The sequence below is a fragment of the Streptomyces hoynatensis genome (assembly GCF_003626535.1).
Classification (GTDB): Bacteria; Actinomycetota; Actinomycetes; order Streptomycetales; family Streptomycetaceae; genus Streptomyces; species Streptomyces hoynatensis.
Genome location: NZ_RBAL01000005.1, coordinates 317,945 through 333,474, shown reverse-complemented (window position 1 = coordinate 333,474; position 15,530 = coordinate 317,945). Strand labels below are relative to the sequence as shown.

Below are 15,530 nucleotides of genomic sequence, written 5' to 3'. Positions count from 1 at the left end.
CTTCTTCCCGCCCCCCGCGCGCCCGCCGCCCGGCCGCCGGGCGTCGAACGCCTGCGCCGGACCTCCCCCCGGACGTCACGCCGATGTCCCTCGTTGGGGTCGCGGATTGCGCAATGCGGTGGAAAGCCGGCCCGCGGCGCCACGCGGAGCGAGCACAGTGGAGCGGTCCGTGGCCGGGGACGTCCGGCACGGCGGACCACATCGGAAAGCGTCGGAAAACATGGGTCGAAGGATGGAGGGGGCCAGAATGGCCTGGACGGAGGGCGCGTGCGTCGTGGACACCAGGACCGGGAGGGTCGGCCGGATCACCGGCCGCACCGGCACCAGGCTCACGCTGTCTCCGCTGAGCGCCGGACGGTCCTGGGACTGCCCGCTGGACCGGGTGCGCGAGGCCACGGAGTTCGAGCGGCGCAACGCCGACGTGCTCGACGTCACCTGGCGCTTCTGGCGCCGCAGGGCCACGGCCCAGAACGCGCCGGGCGCTACGCCGAAGGGCGCCGCACCTCGACGAAGCGGAAACGCGGGGTGACGAACGCGGCGTCCACCAGCGAGGCGTTGGCCGCCGGGTTCCCGCCGGTGCCGTGGAAGTCGGAGAACGCCGCGGTCTGGTTGACGTAGACGCCGCCCGTCAGGTTCAGCGAGAGCTGGGCGCACTCGTCGAGGCAGACCTCCGTCAGCGCCGCCTCCACCTCGGGCGAGGTGGTGTGGCCGAGCACCGTCATCGCGCCGCGTTCGCGGATCGTGCGGCGCAGCAGGCGCAGGCCCTCGGCCGTGGAGCCGACGGCCACCGCGAAGCTCACCGGCCCGAACCACTCGGCGCGGCAGGCCGGATCGGCGGCGTCCAGGGCCACGATCAGCGGGGTGCGGACGGTGGCCTCGGGGAACTCGGGGTGGGTCAGGGCCCGCGAGGGCAGGATCACCTCGCCGAGCCCCGGCGCGGCGGCGAGCCTGGCGAGCACCTCGGGGGCGACGATCGCGCCGAGCAGCGTCACCGCCCGCGCCTCGTCGGCGAGGAGCCCGTCCACCGCGGCGGCCAGGTCGGCGACCACCTCGTCGAAGGACTTGTGGCCCGCGTCGGTCTCGATCCCGCCGCGCGGGATCAGCAGGTTCTGCGGGGTGGTGCACATCTGGCCGCTGTAGAGGCTCAGCGAGAAGGCCAGGTTGGCCAGCATGCCGCGGTAGTCGGCCGTGGAGTCCACGAGGACGGTGTTGACCCCGGCCTTCTCGGTGAAGACCTGGGCCTGCAGGGCGTGTTGCTCCAGCCAGTCGCCGAAGGCCGTGGAGCCGGTGTAGTCGACGATCCGCACCTCCTCGCGCAGCGCCAGCTGCCGGGCGCTGCCCTCGCCCGGCCGCTCGGGGGCGAGGGCCACCAGGTTGGGGTCGAAGCCCGCGGCGGCCAGCGCCTCGCGGGCGGTCTCGACGGCGAGCGCGAGCGGCAGCACGGCGGCCGGGTGCGGCTTGACCAGCACCGGGTTGCCGGTGGCCAGGGAGGCGAACAGGCCGGGGAAGCCGTTCCAGGTGGGGAAGGTGCGGCAGCCGACGAGCAGCGAGACGCCCCGCGGCACGGCGTGGAACTCCTTGGCCAGGCGCAGGGGTTCGCGCCTGCCCTGGGGCTTGGTCCAGCCGGCCGCGGAGGGGGCGCGGGTCTGCTCGGCGAAGGCGTGCGCCACCGCTTCGAGCGCCCGGTCCTGGGCGTGCGGCCCGCCGGCCTGGAGCGCCATCGGGTACGCCTGGCCCGTGGTGTGCATGACGGCGTGCGCGAACTCCTGGGTGCGGGCGTTGATCCTGGCCAGCACGTCGAGGCAGGTCAGGGCCCTGGTCTCGGGGCCGGCCGCGCGCCAGGCGGGCAGCGCCGCGCGCATCGCGGGCAGCAGGACGTCGGGGTCGGCGTGCGGGTACTCGATGCCGAGCGGGAAGCCGTAGGGCGAGACCTCGCCGCCCACCCAGCCGTCCACGCCCGGCTGGCCGAGCGCGAAGCGCTGGCCGCACCTGGCGCGGAAGGCCGCGGCGCCGTCGCCCTCGTACGCCTTGGGGTGCTCGGGGTGCGGCGACCAGTAGCCCCGGCTGCGGATGGTGTCGAGCGCGGCGTCCAGCGTCGCTCGGTGGCCTGGCGCGGTGAGCGTCAAGACGGTTCAACTCCTCGTCGAGTCGTCGTCGGGCGGAGGCGGAGAACGCGCGGGCCGGGGCGGGCCCCGGCCGGGACCTGCGGGTCCCTGCCGGGGCCCGGTGGGGGGTGGCCGGCGGGTGCGTGCGTGGGGCCGGGTCCCGGCGGCCCGCCGGGAGGGGGGACCCGGGTGGAGCCCGCCGCCCCGGGGGGCGGATACTGCCCCGGGACGATGGTGCAACCGAACGATCGGTCGGGGCAAGGGGGCGGCGTGGGCACGGCAGCCGGGGAGCGAACGGCGAGGCGCGACACCTACACCCCGCAGACGCTGCTTGAGGTGGCGGTGCGGGTGTTCAACGAGCGGGGCTACGACGGCACGTCGATGGAGCACCTCTCCCGCGCCGCCGGGATCTCCAAGTCCTCGATCTACCACCACGTCCGCGGCAAGGAGGAGCTGCTGCGCCGCGCCGTCAGCCACGCCCTCGACGGCCTGTTCGGCGTGCTGGAGGAGCCCGCGGCGCGGGAGGGCCGGGCGGTCGACCGCCTCGCCCACGTGATCAGGCGCACCACCGAGGTGCTGATGGAGCGGCTGCCGCACGTCACGCTGCTGCTCCGGGTGCGGGGCAACACCGAGACCGAGCGCTGGGCCCTGGAGCGGCGAAGGAAGTTCGACCAGCGGGTGGCCGAGCTGCTCCGGCAGGCCGTCGCCGACGGCACATTGCGCCCGGGCGCCGACCCCCGGCTGGCCACCAGGCTGCTCTTCGGAATGATCAACTCCCTGGTGGAGTGGTACCGGCCGCACCCCGAGGGGCCCAGGGTCGCCCCGGAGATCGTCGAGGGCGTCCTCACCACCGCCCTCGCCGGGCTCGGGCTGCCCGGCGGCGCGCCCCCGGCCCGCTGAGCCGGGCGCCGGGGCGTGGGCGCCGGGGCCGGGGTGCGCCGGGGCCCGGGCCGCCCCGGCTCAGCCCCCGGGCAGCAGGTCCGACTCCTCGAACACCAGCAGCGTCCTGGTGCTCAGCACCTCGGGCATCCCCTGGAGCCGGGTGAGCACCAGCTCGCGCAACGCCCTGTTGTCCGCGGCGTGCACCAGGAGCAGCACGTCGAAGTCCCCGCTGACCAGGGCGATGTGGGCGGCGCCCGGCAGCCGCTCCAGCTTCGCCCGCACCGTGCGCCAGCTGTCCTGCACGATCTTCAGCGTGATGTACGCCGAGGCGCCCTGCCCGGCCCGCTCGTGGTCGACCCGGGCCGAGAAGCCCCGGATCACGCCCTCCTCCAGCATCCGGTTGATCCGTGCGTAGGCGTTCGCGCGGGAGACGTGCACGCGTTCCGCGATGCTGCGCACCGAGGCGCGGCCGTCCGCCGTGAGGAGCCGCAAAATCGCGGTGTCAACGGCGTCGAGCGGCCTGACCCGGTTGCTGGTCAACTGGTCGTCCGGCATGCGCCTGCGCTCCCCTCCCTGGACGTCCTGCCCCCATATCACGGCACAACGGGCCAGCTGTCCACAGGCAGTTCACGACCGTAGCCGCCTGACACTCCCTACCGAACAATCGGTAGGGAACGGTAGGGGAGAGCGGAGTCACCTGCGGTCACCGCGTGCCCCGCACCGCGCGGTTCTCCGAAAGGCAGGTGCCACCATGACGGTGCTTGAGCGGCCGGCGACCTCGCTGCTGCCGGAGCCTGAGCCGTACCGGGTCCTGGGCACGTCGGCCGAGCCTGAGCCCGGCCTGTGGACGCGGCTGTACCGCGAACTCGTGCGCGGCCGCAGGTTCAACGAGCAGACCACCGCGCTCACCCGGCAGGGCCGCCTCGCCGTCTACCCCTCCTCGACCGGCCAGGAGGCGTGCCAGGTCGGCGCCGCCCTCTCCCTCGGCCCGCGCGACTGGCTCTTCCCCAGCTACCGCGACACCCTCGCGGCGGTCGCGCGCGGCCTCGACCCCGTCGCGGCGCTCGGCCTGCTCCGCGGCGACTGGCACACCGGGTACGACCCGCGCGCCCACCGGATCGCCCCGCTGTGCACCCCGCTCGCCACCCAGCTCCCGCACGCCGTCGGCCTGGCCCGCGCGGCCCGCCTGAGGGGCGACGACACGGTGGCCCTCGCCCTCGTCGGGGACGGCGGCACCTCGGAGGGCGACTTCCACGAGGCGCTCAACTTCGCCGCCGTCTGGCGGGCGCCCGTGGTCTTCCTGGTGCAGAACAACCGCTACGCCATCTCCGTGCCGCTCTCCCGGCAGACCGCCGCGCCGAGCATCGCGCACAAGGGCGTCGGCTACGGGATGCCGGGGCGGCTGGTGGACGGGATGGACGCCCCGGCCGTGCACCGGGTCCTCACCGAGGCGCTCGCCCGGGCCAGGGCCGGGGAGGGGCCGACCCTCGTCGAGGCCAGGACGTACCGCTTCGACGCGCACACCAACGCCGACGACGCCGGCCGTTACCGCGAGGAGGCCGAGGTGGCGGACTGGCGCGCGCGCGACCCGCTCACCCTGCTCGGGAGCGAACTGCGCGCCCGCGGCCTGCTCACCGGCGACGTGGAAGAGGAGGCCGCCCAGGCGGCCGAGCGGCTGGCCGCCGGGCTGCGCGCCGCGCTCGGCGCGGACCCGCCGCTGTCCGCGGCCGACCTGTTCGCCCACGTCTACGCCAGCCCCACCCCGCAACTGCGCGAGCAGGCCGCCTCGCTGGCGGAGGTGACGCGGTGATCAGCATGGCGGGGGCGCTCAACCTGGCGTTGCGCGATGCGATGGCGGCCGACCCCGCGGTCCACCTGCTCGGCGAGGACATCGGCACCCTGGGCGGGGTGTTCCGGGTCACGGACGGGCTGGCCGCCGAGTTCGGCGAGGACCGCTGCACCGACACGCCGCTGGCCGAGGCCGGGATACTCGGCACCGCCACCGGGATGGCCATGTACGGGCTGCGCCCGGTGGTGGAAATGCAGTTCGACGCCTTCGCCTACCCCGCCTTCGAGCAACTGGTCTCCCACGTCTCGCGGATGCGCAACCGGACCCGCGGCGCGCTGCCCCTGCCGCTGACCGTGCGCATCCCCTACGGCGGCGGCATCGGCGGCGTGGAACACCACAGCGACTCCTCCGAGACCTACTACATGGCCACGCCGGGACTGCACGTCGCGACCCCGGCGACCGTCACCGACGCCTACGGCCTGCTGCGGCAGGCGATCGCCTCCGACGACCCCGTCGTCTTCCTCGAACCCAAGCGCCTCTACTGGGCGAAGGACGAACTCCGGCCGGACGCACCGCCGTTCGGGCAGGCGGTGCTGCGGCGGCCCGGCCGGGACGCCACCCTCCTCACCTACGGCCCCGCCCTCACCGTCTGCCTGGAGGCCGCGGAGGCGGCCCGCTCCCGCGGGTTCGACCTCGGCGTGCTCGACCTGCGCACGCTCGTCCCCTTCGACGACGAGACCGTCTGCGCCGAGGTGCGGCGCACCGGGCGGGCCGTGGTGGTACACGAGGCCACCGGCTTCGCAGGTCCCGGCGCGGAGATCGCCGCCCGCGTCACCGAGCGCTGCTTCCACCACCTGGCGGCCCCGGTGCTCCGGGTGACGGGCTTCGACATCCCCTATCCGCCGCCGATGCTGGAACGCCACCACCTGCCCGACGTCGACCGGGTGCTCGACGCGGTGACGCGCCTGCAGTGGGAGGAGGCGTGAGCGGGGTGCGGGAGGAGCGGGAGGCGACGGCCGGTGGCCCGCGGCCCGGGGGCCGGGACGGGGCCGGGGCGGGGGAAACGGCAGGCGGGGTCGCCGAGTTCCGGCTGCCCGACCTCGGCGAGGGACTGACCGGGGCGGAGATCGTCCGGTGGCTGGTCGAGGTCGGCGACCGGGTGGCCGTGGACCAGCCGGTGGTGGAGGTGGAGACGGCGAAGGCCCAGGTCGAGGTGCCCACGCCCTACGCGGGCACCGTGGCCGAGCGGTTCGGCGCGCCGGGCGAGGAGGTGGAGGTCGGCGCCCCCCTGATCCGGGTCACCGCCGCAGCCCGCCCCCATGGGGCTGCGGCGGTGCCCGACCCCCGCCCCGGCTCCCTTGAGCCCGGCCCCGGTGGCGGCAGCGGCAGCGGTGGCGGTGGCGGCCCGGAGTCCGACCCCGGCTCGGGGCCGGTTCTGGTCGGCTACGGGACCCGGGGCCCCGCCGCCCCGGCCCGCCCCACGCCGGCGGCGGCGCGGGGGCCCGCGGCCGGGAAACCGGCGGCGGGGGCGCCCGCGGCCGGGGGGCGTGCGCCCGGCGCCGGGCGGGCGGACGGGGAGCCGCGGGTGGCCGTCGTCTCGCCGCTGGTGCGGCGGCTGGCCAGGGAGGCCGGGCTCGACCTGCGCCACATCGCCGGCTCGGGACCGGGCGGCCTGATCCTCAGGGCCGATGTCGAGGCGGCGCGGGAGGCGGCGCGCGGGGCGGCACATGAGCCGGGGCGCGACGCGGCGCGGGAGACGGCGCGCGGGCCGGGACGCGAGACGGCGCGGGCAGGCGCACCCGGGGCGGCGCCCGGGGCGGCGGGGGAGGCGGTCCGCGACTCGCGCGACGGGGAGACCCGGGTGCCGCTGCGCGGCGTGCGCGGCGCCGCGGCCGAGAAGCTGACCCGCGCCCACGCCGAGATCCCGGCCGCGACCTGCTGGCTGGACGCCGACGCCACCGGCCTGCTCGCCGCGCGGGAGAGCACAGGACTGCCGCTGCTCGCCCTGCTCGCCCGGATCACGCTGGCCGCGCTGGCCCGCCACCCCGAGCTGAACGCGACCGTGGACACCGCGGCCCGCGTCCTCGTCCGGCACCCCCACGTGCACCTCGGCCTGGCCGCCCAGACCGAACGCGGCCTGCTGGTCCCGGTGCTGCGCGAGGCCGACACCCTCTCCCTGCCGCGCCTGGCCGAGGAGACGCGCCGCCTCACCCGGGCGGCGCGCGGCGGCGGCCTGGGCCCGGCCGAGTTGACCGGCTCGACGTTCACCCTGAACAACTACGGCAACCTCGGCGTCGACGGCTCCGCCCCGCTGCTCAACCACCCCGAGGCCGGCATGCTCGGCGTCGGCCGGATCGCCGCAAAACCCTGGGCCCACCAGGGTCAACTCGCCCTGCGCCAGGTGGTCCAGCTCACCCTCACCTTCGACCACCGGGCCCTGGACGGCGCGCAGGCCGCCGCGTTCCTGCGCGCGGTCGCCGAACGCGTCGAGCAACCCCTGCTGCTGCTCGGCGACTTCTGACCCGCGCCCCGCCGTCCTCCGCCGCCCCGGCCGTTCCTCCGCCGTCCCGGCCGTTCCTCCGCCGTCCGCCGTGCCCCCGGCCCCGCCGGGTACCGTGGTGGAGTCATGAGCTGCTTCGACGCGGTCATCCTCGCCGGCGGCGCCGCCCGGCGGCTGAACGGCGCCGACAAGCCCGCGGTCACCGTGGGCGGGCGCACGCTGCTGGAGCGGGTGCTCGCCGCCTGCGCCGAGGCCGAACGCGCCGTCGTGGTCGGCCCCCGCCGCCCCGTTCGCCCCGGCCGCGGCCCGCGGCTGTGCTGGGCGCGCGAGGAGCCGCCGGGCGGCGGCCCGCTGGCCGCGCTGCACGCCGGGCTGCGGCACGCCTCCGCCCCGCTGGTCGCCGTGCTCGCCGCCGACCTGGCCTTCCTCGACCCGGCCACCCTGCGGCGCCTGCGCGCCCTGCCGCCGGACGCGGAGGGCGCGCTGCTGCGCGACGAGACGGGCCGCGACCAGCCCCTGACGGCCGTCTACCGGACCGAGCCGCTGCGCCGCGAACTCGCCCTGCTCGCCGCGGAACACGGCAGCCTCTCCGGCCTTCCGCTGCGGCTGCTGCTGCCCGGCCTCGCCCTGCGGGCGATCCCCGTCACCGGCGGCCTCGACTGCGACACCTGGGCGGACATCTCCGCGGCCCGCACGAGGATCAGGGAGCATGAGCACGTGCTTGAAGAATGGATCGCCGCAGTGAAGGCCGAACTCGGCATCGACCCCGAGGTGGACACCAGGGTGCTGCTCGACGCCGCCCGCGAGTCCGCGCACGCGGTCGCCCGCCCGGCGGCGCCGCTCACCACCTTCCTCGTCGGCTACGCGGCGGCGCTGCACGACATGGCGCCCGCCGAGGCCGCGCGCCGGGTCGCCGCGCTCGCCGCGCGCTGGAGCGCGGAGCACGGGGAAGCCGGCGCAACCGGGCAGGCCGGGAACGCCGGGCAGGCCGGGAACGCCGGGAACGCCGGGACGGACCGGGAAAAGCAGCCGTGATCGACGACTTCGACGACGCGCTCGCCCTCGCCAACGGGCCGGGCCGGGCGGGCGCCGCGGCCGAGGGCCCCGCCGGGGAGGCCGCCGGCGCCCCGGCCCCGGGGCCGCGCCGCCCCACCGGCCGCGCGGCCCACGAGACGCCGGGCTGGGAGGCCGCCCGCGCCACCGCCTACCGGGCCGCCCGCCCGCTGCCGCCCCGCCGCCTGCCCCTCGACCTGGCGCTCGGCCACACCCTGGCCGCGCCGCTCACCGCCCTCACCGACCTGCCCGCGTTCGACACCGCGGCCATGGACGGCTGGGCCGTCGCGGGCCCCGGCCCCTGGCGGCTGACCGGCGGGCAGGTCCTGGCCGGCGGGCCCGCCGCGGTGCCCCTGACCGACGGGGAGGCGGTGCCCATCGCCACCGGCGCCCGCACGCCCGAGGGCACCACGGCCGTGCTGCGCAGCGAGGACGGCAAGGTGGCGGAAGGGCAGCTGCACGGCCCCGGCATGCAGCCGGGCGCCAACGTCAGGCCCCGCGGCCAGGAGTGCCGCACGGGCGCGGAACTGCTGCCCGCCCGCACCCCGCTGACCCCGGCCGCGCTCGGCCTCGCCGCCGCGGCGGGCTACGACCAGCTGACGGTGCGCCCACGCCCCCGCGCCGAGGTGCTGGTCCTCGGCGACGAACTGCTCTTCCGCGGCCTGCCGCAGGAGGGCAGGATCAGGGACGCCCTCGGCCCGATGACCGCGCCCTGGCTGGCGGCCCTCGGCGCCCAGCCACTGGTCACCAGGCGGCTGGGCGACGACGCCGAGGCGCTGCGCGAGGCGATCGCCACCAGCAGGGCCGACCTGATCGTCACCACCGGCTCCACCGCCCGCGGGCCCGTCGACCACCTGCGCGCCATCCTGGCCGAACTCGGTGCCGAGCTGCTGATCGGCGGGGTCGCGGTGCGGCCGGGGCACCCGATGCTGCTGGCCGAACTCCCCGGCGGCGTCCCCCTGATCGGCCTGCCGGGCAACCCGCTCGCCGCGGTCTCGGCCCTGCTGACCCTCGCCGAGCCGCTGCTGTGCGGTCTCGCCGACCGCCCCGCCCCCGCCGAGCGGCACGCCAGGCTCACCTCGGCCGTCCGCGGCCACCCCACGGACACCAGGCTGGTCCCGGTGAGCTGCCGGGAACTCGGCGAGGCGAGCCCGGTGACCTACGCGGGGCCCGCCATGCTGCGCGGCATCGCCGCCGCCTGCGCCCTGGCCGTCATCCCGCCGGGCGGGGCCGAGGCGGGTGCCGCGGTCGCCGTCCTCGGCCTGCCGGCGACATGAGGCTGCGCCCGGCGCGCGGCCGCCGCGGCACCGGGGACGACCTGGCGCACGGCGTGCAGCTGCCGCGCGACGTCGTCGGCCCGCTCCTCCAGGTGGTGCGCCGCCTGGTGCTCGCGACGCTGACGATGGCCGCCGCGCTGGTCATCGTCTACACCGACCGCAGCGGCTACCGGGACAACGTCGAGGGCGGGCCCGTCGGCTTCGTCGACAGCCTCTACTACGTGACGGTCTCGCTCTCCACCACGGGCTACGGCGACATCGTGCCCGTCACCGACAAGGCGCGGCTGCTGACGACGCTGCTGATCACGCCGCTGCGCGTCCTGTTTCTGATCATCCTGGTGGGCACCACACTCGAGGTGCTCACCGAACGCACCCGCGATCAGTGGCGGCTGGCCCATTGGAGGAAGACCGTGCGCGACCACACGGTGATCGTCGGCTTCGGCACCAAGGGGCGTTCCGCCGCCGAGACGCTGATGAGCACCGGCCTCGGCCGCGACCAGATCGTCGTCGTCGACCCCAGCGCCGCCGTCGTGGAGCAGGCGAGCGCCGAGGGCTATGCCGGGGTGATCGGCGACGCGACCCGCAGCAGCGTGCTGGTGCGGGCGAGGGCGGACCGGGCCAGGCAGGTCATCATCTCCACCCCGCGCGACGACACCGCGGTGCTCGTGGCGCTGACCGCGCGGCAGCTGAGTTCCTCGGTGCGCATAGTCGCGTCCGTGCGCGAGGAGGAGAACGTGCCGCTGCTGCGGCAGTCGGGCGCGGACTCGGTGATCACCAGCGCCAGCGCGGTCGGGCGGCTGCTGGGCCTCTCCATGATCAGCCCGAGCTCCGGCGCGGTGATGGAGGACCTCATCCAGCACGGGGAGGGGCTGAGCATCCGGGAGCGGCCGGTCACCAAGGCGGAGGCCGGGCGTTCCCCGCGGGACTGCGAGGACCTCGTGGTCTCCGTGATACGGGGGCACCGGCTGCTGCCCTTCGACGACCCCGACGCGGCGACGCTGGAACTCACCGACCGCCTCGTCGTCATCCACCGGGTCACCCCCCAGGAGCACCAGGCCAAGCCGCCCGGCACCCGCGACCGGGGGCGCGGCTCCTGGCGCATCCCCCGTCGCTGAGCCCCCGCGCGCCCGGCGTACGCTCCCGGCGTGGACGGCTCGAACGGCGGGCGGCGCCCGAGCGGCCCGCCGGCGGCGAACGCGGCCCGGCGCGCGCCCGCCGGGAACACCGGTCGCGCGGATCACGCGGCGCACGTGGGGCACGCGGGGGACACCGGTCGCGCGGACCACGCGGACCACCCGGGTCGCGCCGGCAGCGAGGGGAGCGAGGGGAGCGCCGCGCGCCCCGGGGACGCCCCGCACCCCGCCGGCGGCGGGGCGGGCGCCGCCCTGAGGGCCGCCCTGGCCGGGCTCGCCGCGGCGGAGCCCGGCGCGCCGCCCGCCGGGCCGGCCGTGCTCGCCGACCGCCCGGACGGCCTCGTGCTCCGGGCCGGGGACACCGTCCTCAAGGCCCACGCGGCCCGCGCCGGAGACATCGGGATCAGGCTCGCGGTCGCCGCCCACCCCGCGCTCGCCGGCATCCTGCTGCCGCCGCTGCCCCCGGCCGTGGCCCACCCGCTGCCCGGCGGCCGGGTGGCCACCCGCTGGCCCTACGGCGCCCCGCTCGACCACCGCACCCCGGGACCCGAGGTGCCCTGGGAGGCGGCCGCCGCGCTGCTCGCCCGGCTGCACACGCTCGACCCGGCCCGCCTCGCGGACCTCGGCCCGCTGCCCGCCGCCCGCGGCCCGGCCCGGGCGGCCGAGGCGCTGCGGCGGCTGCGTGCCGTGCCGGAGGCCGGGCACCCGGAGGTGCGCCGCGCCATCGAGCGCATCCTCGGCCCCCTCGCCCAGGACCGCGGCGGGGATCGCGGCCAGGCGCGCGGCAGGCCCGTGCTGTGCCACGGCGACTTCCACCTGGGGCAGTTGGTGCGCCACCCGCGGCCGGAGGGACCCTGGCACCTCATCGACGTCGACGACCTCGGCCTCGGCGACCCCGCCTGGGACCTCGCCCGCCCCGCGGCCTGGTACGCGGCCGGGCTGCTGCCCGCCGCGGAGTGGGACCGCCTGCTGTCCGCGTACCAGTCGGCCACCGGCACCCTCGGCGAGGACCCCTGGCCCCGACTCGACGGCCCCGCACGGGCGTTGACCGCCCAGCTGGCCGCCAGGGCGCTGGTGTCGGGGCGGCCGCCCGACGAGGCGGGACAGGCTTTCGCCGACGCCTGTGTGCGGATCGCGGGCCTGCCGTAGGGTGAGGAGACAAGCGAATCGACCATGGAGCCGACGATGCAGTGTCCCAAGTGCGGTGCACCCATGCACACGTTCAGCAGAAGCGGGGTGCAGATCGAGCAGTGCAGCGGCTGCCGGGGGATCTTCCTCGACTACGGCGAGCTGGAGCACATCACGCAACTCGAGGCCCAGTGGGCTCCGCAGGCCGCTCCTCCGCCGCCCCCGCCGCCGCCGAACTACCACCAGTCCGGCCCCGCCTGGGGAGCGCCGCACCACGGGCACCACGGGCACTACGGCCACCGCCGCGGCGGCCTGGCCGGGCTGTTCTTCTCCTCCTGACCCCCGCTCTTCTCCTCCGCGCCGCGGCCCCGCCGCCCTCACGCCGGGCGGCGGGGCCGCGGTCCGCGGGCACGGCCACCCGGCCAGAGGGGCCGCGCGGTGCGCTCACGCCGTCCTGTCAGGGGTGGCGGGCGCCGAGCCTCCCGTCGGCGACGGCCGCGACGAAGTCGGCCCAGCCCCGGACCGGGAAGGCCAGGGCAGGACGCTCGGGCGCCTTGGAGTCCCGCACCGGCACCGCCCCGCAGGAGGCCGCCAGGTTCCGCGCGAACTCGACGCACTGCCCGCCGTTCCCGCTGCTGTGGCGTGACGCGACCCACTCCGCGGCAGACAGGTCGAACGTGAACTTCATCGGGAATACTCCTCCACCCTCACATCCTTGATGAGCGCCAGCGAATCGTCGGGCGACAAGGCGTTGGCGCGCAACCGGTCGTAGGCCGCCGTCGCAGCCGTCACGTGCGACGACGAGTCAACCACGTGCCCACCCGTCCACGACTCCTCGTAGAGCAGCGTCGCCTCCTCCGCGAAGGTCAGCAGCGTGAAGCTCTCGGCAGCGGGGGGTGCACCCGCGGCGAAGGGCAGCACCTGAAGGGTGACGGCCGGGGAGTCGGCCTCCGCCAGCAGGTGGTCGAGTTGCCCGCCCATGACCTTCGTGCCGCCGATCCTCCGCCGCAGGCAGCATTCGTCCAGAATCACCCAGAAGAGTGGTGGATTCTCCCGGTCGAGCAGCTCGTGTCTGCGCATCCGCGCGTCGACCATCCGCCGCACCCACTCCTCCGAGGCCGTGGGGTGCGCGGTGCGGTAGATGGCGTAGGCGTAACTCTCGGTCTGGAACGCCCCCATGATGAGGTTCGCGCTGTAGTCGAGGATGCTCTCGGCCTTCGCCTCGAGGCCCACGTACGGCTCGAACCAGGTGGGGTGCTCGCGCCTGCTGATCCGGTCGCGGAGCCTGGCGAAGAACCCCCAGGAGCCGAACACCCGGTCGCAGGCCGCCGCGAAGTGCTCGCTGCCGAGCAGCAGCCCGTTCTCCACCTTGCTGACGTAGGGCGGCTGGTAGTGCGTCGCGTCCGCGAGCTCCTTCTGCGTCATCTTCGCGTGCCGGCGCGCTTCCCGCACCTCGAAGCCGAAGTAGGCGTAGCCGTCGCTGTGTTCGCTGCCGGTGAACCCGTTCACGTGCTCCAGTCCTTCGACTTTCCGAAACGGTGAGAAACCTTGAGCCCCTGTCCTGCCGGACGCCGGAGGGTGATGGTGGAGGTACGCGCTGTTAGGTACCCAGGAGGCAGGGAGCGACGCACATGGGCGGCAGTGAGGTAAAGGTGCTTGTGGCGCCGGCGGGCGCCCGGCCGTCCCCGGCACGCCCGAGCGCATGGCGCCGGGGCCGCTGCCGGCTGTACTGCGGCAGGGACGGGCTGAGCGTGCGGTCGCTCGGGCAGGTGGGGGCCCTGCCGGAGGGGGAGTTGTACGCCTGCGCCCGCTGCATCGCGGAGCTGGAGCGGGTCATCAGGGGCGAGGCGGGCCGCCGCCTGGGCGCGGCGGGGCTGTGCGACCACGCGAAGCTGGAGAAGCGCAACGGCAAGTCGTTCTGTACGAAGTGCACGCGGCAGATCTATCTGTGAGCCGCCGCGGGCGGCCCCGGGAGTAGTTTCCGTGGCATGCATGCGATCACGATTTCCGAACCGGGCGGCCCCGAGGCGCTGGTGTGGGCCCGGGTGCCCGAGCCGGTGGCGGGCGAGGGCGAGGTGCTGGTCGAGGTGGCGGCGAGCGGCGTGAACCGGGCCGACGTGCTGCAGCGGCGAGGCTTCTACGACCCGCCGCCCGGCGCCTCGCCCTATCCGGGGCTCGAGTGCGCGGGCCGGGTGGCGGCGGTGGGCGAGGGCGTCACCGGCTGGCGCGTGGGGGACGAGGTCTGCGCGCTGCTCGCGGGGGGCGGCTACGCGGAGCGCGTGGCCGTGCCCGCCGGGCAGGTGCTGCCCGTGCCCGGGGGCCTCGACCTGGTGACGGCCGCCGCCCTGCCCGAGGTCGTCTGCACGGTCTGGTCCAACGTGTTCATGATCGCGGGGCTTCGGCCGGGCGAGACCCTGCTCGTGCACGGCGGCGGCAGCGGCATCGGCACGCTCGCGATCCAGCTGGGCAAGGCGGTGGGCGCCCGGGTCGCGGTGACCGCGGGCAGCGCCGGGAAGCTGGCGCGTTGCGCCGAGCTGGGCGCGGACATCCTCGTCAACTACCGGGAGGAGGACTTCGTCGAGCGGCTCGCGGAGGCCACCGGGGGCGCGGGCGCGGACGTCGTGCTGGACATCGTCGGCGCCGCGTACCTGGCGCGGAACATCGCCGCCCTCGCGCCCGGCGGGCGGCTCGCGGTGATCGGCATGCAGGGCGGGACCCGTGCCGAACTCGACCTCTCCGCGCTGCTGGCCAAGCGCGGCGCGATCACGGCGACCTCGCTGCGGGCCAGGCCGCCCGCGGAGAAGGCGGCGGTGGTGGCCGCCGTCCGCGAGCACGTCTGGCCGCTGCTGGCGGACGGGCGCGTGCGGGCCGTGGTGGACCGGACGCTGCCCATGGCCGAGGCGGCGCAGGCGCACCGGGTCATGGAGGCGAGCGACCACGTCGGCAAGATCGTGCTGACCCGCTGACCCGCTGACCCGCTGACCCGGAGGGCCCGTCGGCCCGTCGGCCAGGTGCCCCTCGTTCCGTGGCCCCGGCCGCGCCCCGCCCCGCTCATCTCGCGTCCGGGATGCGGCCTTTGTCCCCGTGTGTGACGCTAATGACAAGGTGAACGGACCGGGTGAAGGGTCAAGCCGGTGAGGGTCTGGGTGGGCTTCGTGATGACCGTGGCGGCAGTGGCTCTGGCCCTCCTCCTTGCGCCCCTGGCCTCCGCGGCCTCCCCGGCGACGGCCGGTGCCGCGGCCGGGGAGGCCGAGGCGGACGAGGCCGACGAGGGCGGGCAGGGCGGCGCGGGGCGCGCGGACGGCCGCGAAGGCGGCGCCCCCGCGGGCGCCGGGAGCGGGCGGGGGAGGACGGGGGAGGCCGGGCGCCGGCCCGACCCCGCCGCCCCCGGAACCCCGGCCCCCGCCGGGCGCGAGCATCGGGTCCTGGACCGGCACGTCCTGCGGTGGTCGCCGCGCCCCGCGGTCCCGGGCCCTGTCGGCGACCTGGACGCGTGGCCGCCCGAGCCGGAGCGCTTCGCCGCCGGGGGTGGGGGCGAGGTGCTGCCCGTGCTTCCGCTCGGCGCCGGGCTCACCTGCCTCGGCCTCGGGCTCGGGGCCCTCGGCCTGCGGCTGCGGCAGTCCTGAGCCGCGGCCTCCGCCCCCGGCGCCCGGCCGGGAACCC

17 protein-coding genes are annotated in these 15,530 nt (G+C 76.6%); 13 read left to right on the top strand and 4 right to left on the bottom strand.

All coding sequences use genetic code 11. The features are described from left to right. The first annotated feature begins 247 nt into the window (after positions 1-247). Positions 248-529: a hypothetical protein gene (locus D7294_RS11800; RefSeq protein ID WP_174248319.1), complete on the top strand. Its 282-nt coding sequence runs from the start codon at positions 248-250 to the stop codon at positions 527-529. Here D7294_RS11800 and paaN read toward each other — a convergent pair. Continuing rightward, positions 483-2,126 carry a phenylacetic acid degradation protein PaaN gene (paaN, locus tag D7294_RS11795; protein WP_120678498.1) on the bottom strand — a complete coding sequence of 548 codons (1,644 nt, stop codon included), beginning with the start codon at positions 2,124-2,126 and terminating at the stop codon, positions 483-485. The two genes, D7294_RS11800 and paaN, sit on opposite strands and share 47 nt — an antisense overlap. A 249-nt stretch (positions 2,127-2,375) precedes the next feature. Between paaN and D7294_RS11790 the strand changes: the two genes are divergently transcribed. Continuing rightward, the gene (locus tag D7294_RS11790; protein WP_241562281.1) at positions 2,376-3,005 is read left to right on the top strand and encodes a TetR/AcrR family transcriptional regulator; all 630 of its coding nucleotides are present in this window, start codon (positions 2,376-2,378) and stop codon (positions 3,003-3,005) included. Positions 3,006-3,065: 60 nt separating this feature from the next. On the opposite strand, the gene D7294_RS11785 is transcribed toward D7294_RS11790, so the two are convergent. Continuing rightward, a complete protein-coding gene (locus D7294_RS11785) occupies positions 3,066-3,542 on the bottom strand; it encodes an Lrp/AsnC family transcriptional regulator (RefSeq protein ID WP_120678494.1) in 477 nt (158 codons plus the stop codon). 196 nt (positions 3,543-3,738) lie between these two features. Here D7294_RS11785 and D7294_RS11780 point away from each other — a divergent pair, with 196 nt between their 5' ends. The 8 genes from D7294_RS11780 to D7294_RS11745 all read left to right on the top strand — a co-directional run bounded on the left by D7294_RS11780 (position 3,739) and on the right by D7294_RS11745 (position 12,206). After that, complete coding sequence (locus D7294_RS11780) at positions 3,739-4,797, top strand: thiamine pyrophosphate-dependent dehydrogenase E1 component subunit alpha (RefSeq protein WP_120678493.1); 1,059 nt, start codon at positions 3,739-3,741, stop codon at positions 4,795-4,797. 5 nt (positions 4,798-4,802) lie between these two features. Continuing rightward, a complete protein-coding gene (locus tag D7294_RS11775) occupies positions 4,803-5,762 on the top strand; it encodes an alpha-ketoacid dehydrogenase subunit beta (RefSeq protein ID WP_120678694.1) in 960 nt (319 codons plus the stop codon). 5 nt (positions 5,763-5,767) lie between these two features. Beyond that, on the top strand, positions 5,768-7,297 hold the full coding sequence (locus D7294_RS11770; protein WP_120678692.1) for a dihydrolipoamide acetyltransferase family protein: 1,530 nt from the start codon (positions 5,768-5,770) through the stop codon (positions 7,295-7,297). A gap of 105 nt (positions 7,298-7,402) precedes the next feature. After that, positions 7,403-8,311 carry an NTP transferase domain-containing protein gene (locus tag D7294_RS33105; protein WP_120678491.1) on the top strand — a complete coding sequence of 303 codons (909 nt, stop codon included), beginning with the start codon at positions 7,403-7,405 and terminating at the stop codon, positions 8,309-8,311. After that, the gene (locus D7294_RS11760) at positions 8,308-9,606 is read left to right on the top strand and encodes a molybdopterin molybdotransferase MoeA (RefSeq protein WP_120678489.1); all 1,299 of its coding nucleotides are present in this window, start codon (positions 8,308-8,310) and stop codon (positions 9,604-9,606) included. Before D7294_RS33105 ends, D7294_RS11760 begins: the two co-directional genes overlap by 4 nt. Next, positions 9,603-10,721, top strand: a complete 1,119-nt coding sequence (locus D7294_RS11755; protein ID WP_120678487.1) for a potassium channel family protein — start codon at positions 9,603-9,605, stop codon at positions 10,719-10,721. Before D7294_RS11760 ends, D7294_RS11755 begins: the two co-directional genes overlap by 4 nt. A gap of 270 nt (positions 10,722-10,991) precedes the next feature. Beyond that, entirely contained in the window at positions 10,992-11,888 is an 897-nt protein-coding gene (locus D7294_RS11750; RefSeq protein WP_422070685.1) for a phosphotransferase, read from the top strand. Between the two features lie 36 nt (positions 11,889-11,924). Next, positions 11,925-12,206 (top strand): TFIIB-type zinc ribbon-containing protein, encoded by a 282-nt coding sequence (locus tag D7294_RS11745; RefSeq protein WP_120678689.1) that lies wholly within the window; start codon positions 11,925-11,927, stop codon positions 12,204-12,206. A 118-nt stretch (positions 12,207-12,324) separates the two neighbouring features. On the opposite strand, the gene D7294_RS11740 is transcribed toward D7294_RS11745, so the two are convergent. Further along, on the bottom strand, positions 12,325-12,555 hold the full coding sequence (locus D7294_RS11740; RefSeq protein WP_120678485.1) for a DUF397 domain-containing protein: 231 nt from the start codon (positions 12,553-12,555) through the stop codon (positions 12,325-12,327). After that, the gene (locus D7294_RS11735) at positions 12,552-13,376 is read right to left on the bottom strand and encodes a helix-turn-helix domain-containing protein (RefSeq protein WP_241562279.1); all 825 of its coding nucleotides are present in this window, start codon (positions 13,374-13,376) and stop codon (positions 12,552-12,554) included. The genes D7294_RS11740 and D7294_RS11735 overlap by 4 nt, the downstream gene beginning before the upstream one ends. A 242-nt stretch (positions 13,377-13,618) precedes the next feature. Here D7294_RS11735 and D7294_RS11730 point away from each other — a divergent pair, with 242 nt between their 5' ends. The 3 genes from D7294_RS11730 (at position 13,619) to D7294_RS11720 (ending at position 15,493) form a co-directional block, all read left to right on the top strand. Continuing rightward, positions 13,619-13,819: a hypothetical protein gene (locus D7294_RS11730; RefSeq protein WP_120678480.1), complete on the top strand. Its 201-nt coding sequence runs from the start codon at positions 13,619-13,621 to the stop codon at positions 13,817-13,819. Positions 13,820-13,855: 36 nt separating this feature from the next. Beyond that, positions 13,856-14,833: an NAD(P)H-quinone oxidoreductase gene (locus tag D7294_RS11725; protein ID WP_120678478.1), complete on the top strand. Its 978-nt coding sequence runs from the start codon at positions 13,856-13,858 to the stop codon at positions 14,831-14,833. A 168-nt stretch (positions 14,834-15,001) separates the two neighbouring features. Next, on the top strand, positions 15,002-15,493 hold the full coding sequence (locus D7294_RS11720; RefSeq protein ID WP_147450822.1) for a hypothetical protein: 492 nt from the start codon (positions 15,002-15,004) through the stop codon (positions 15,491-15,493). Positions 15,494-15,530: the final 37 nt, after the last annotated feature.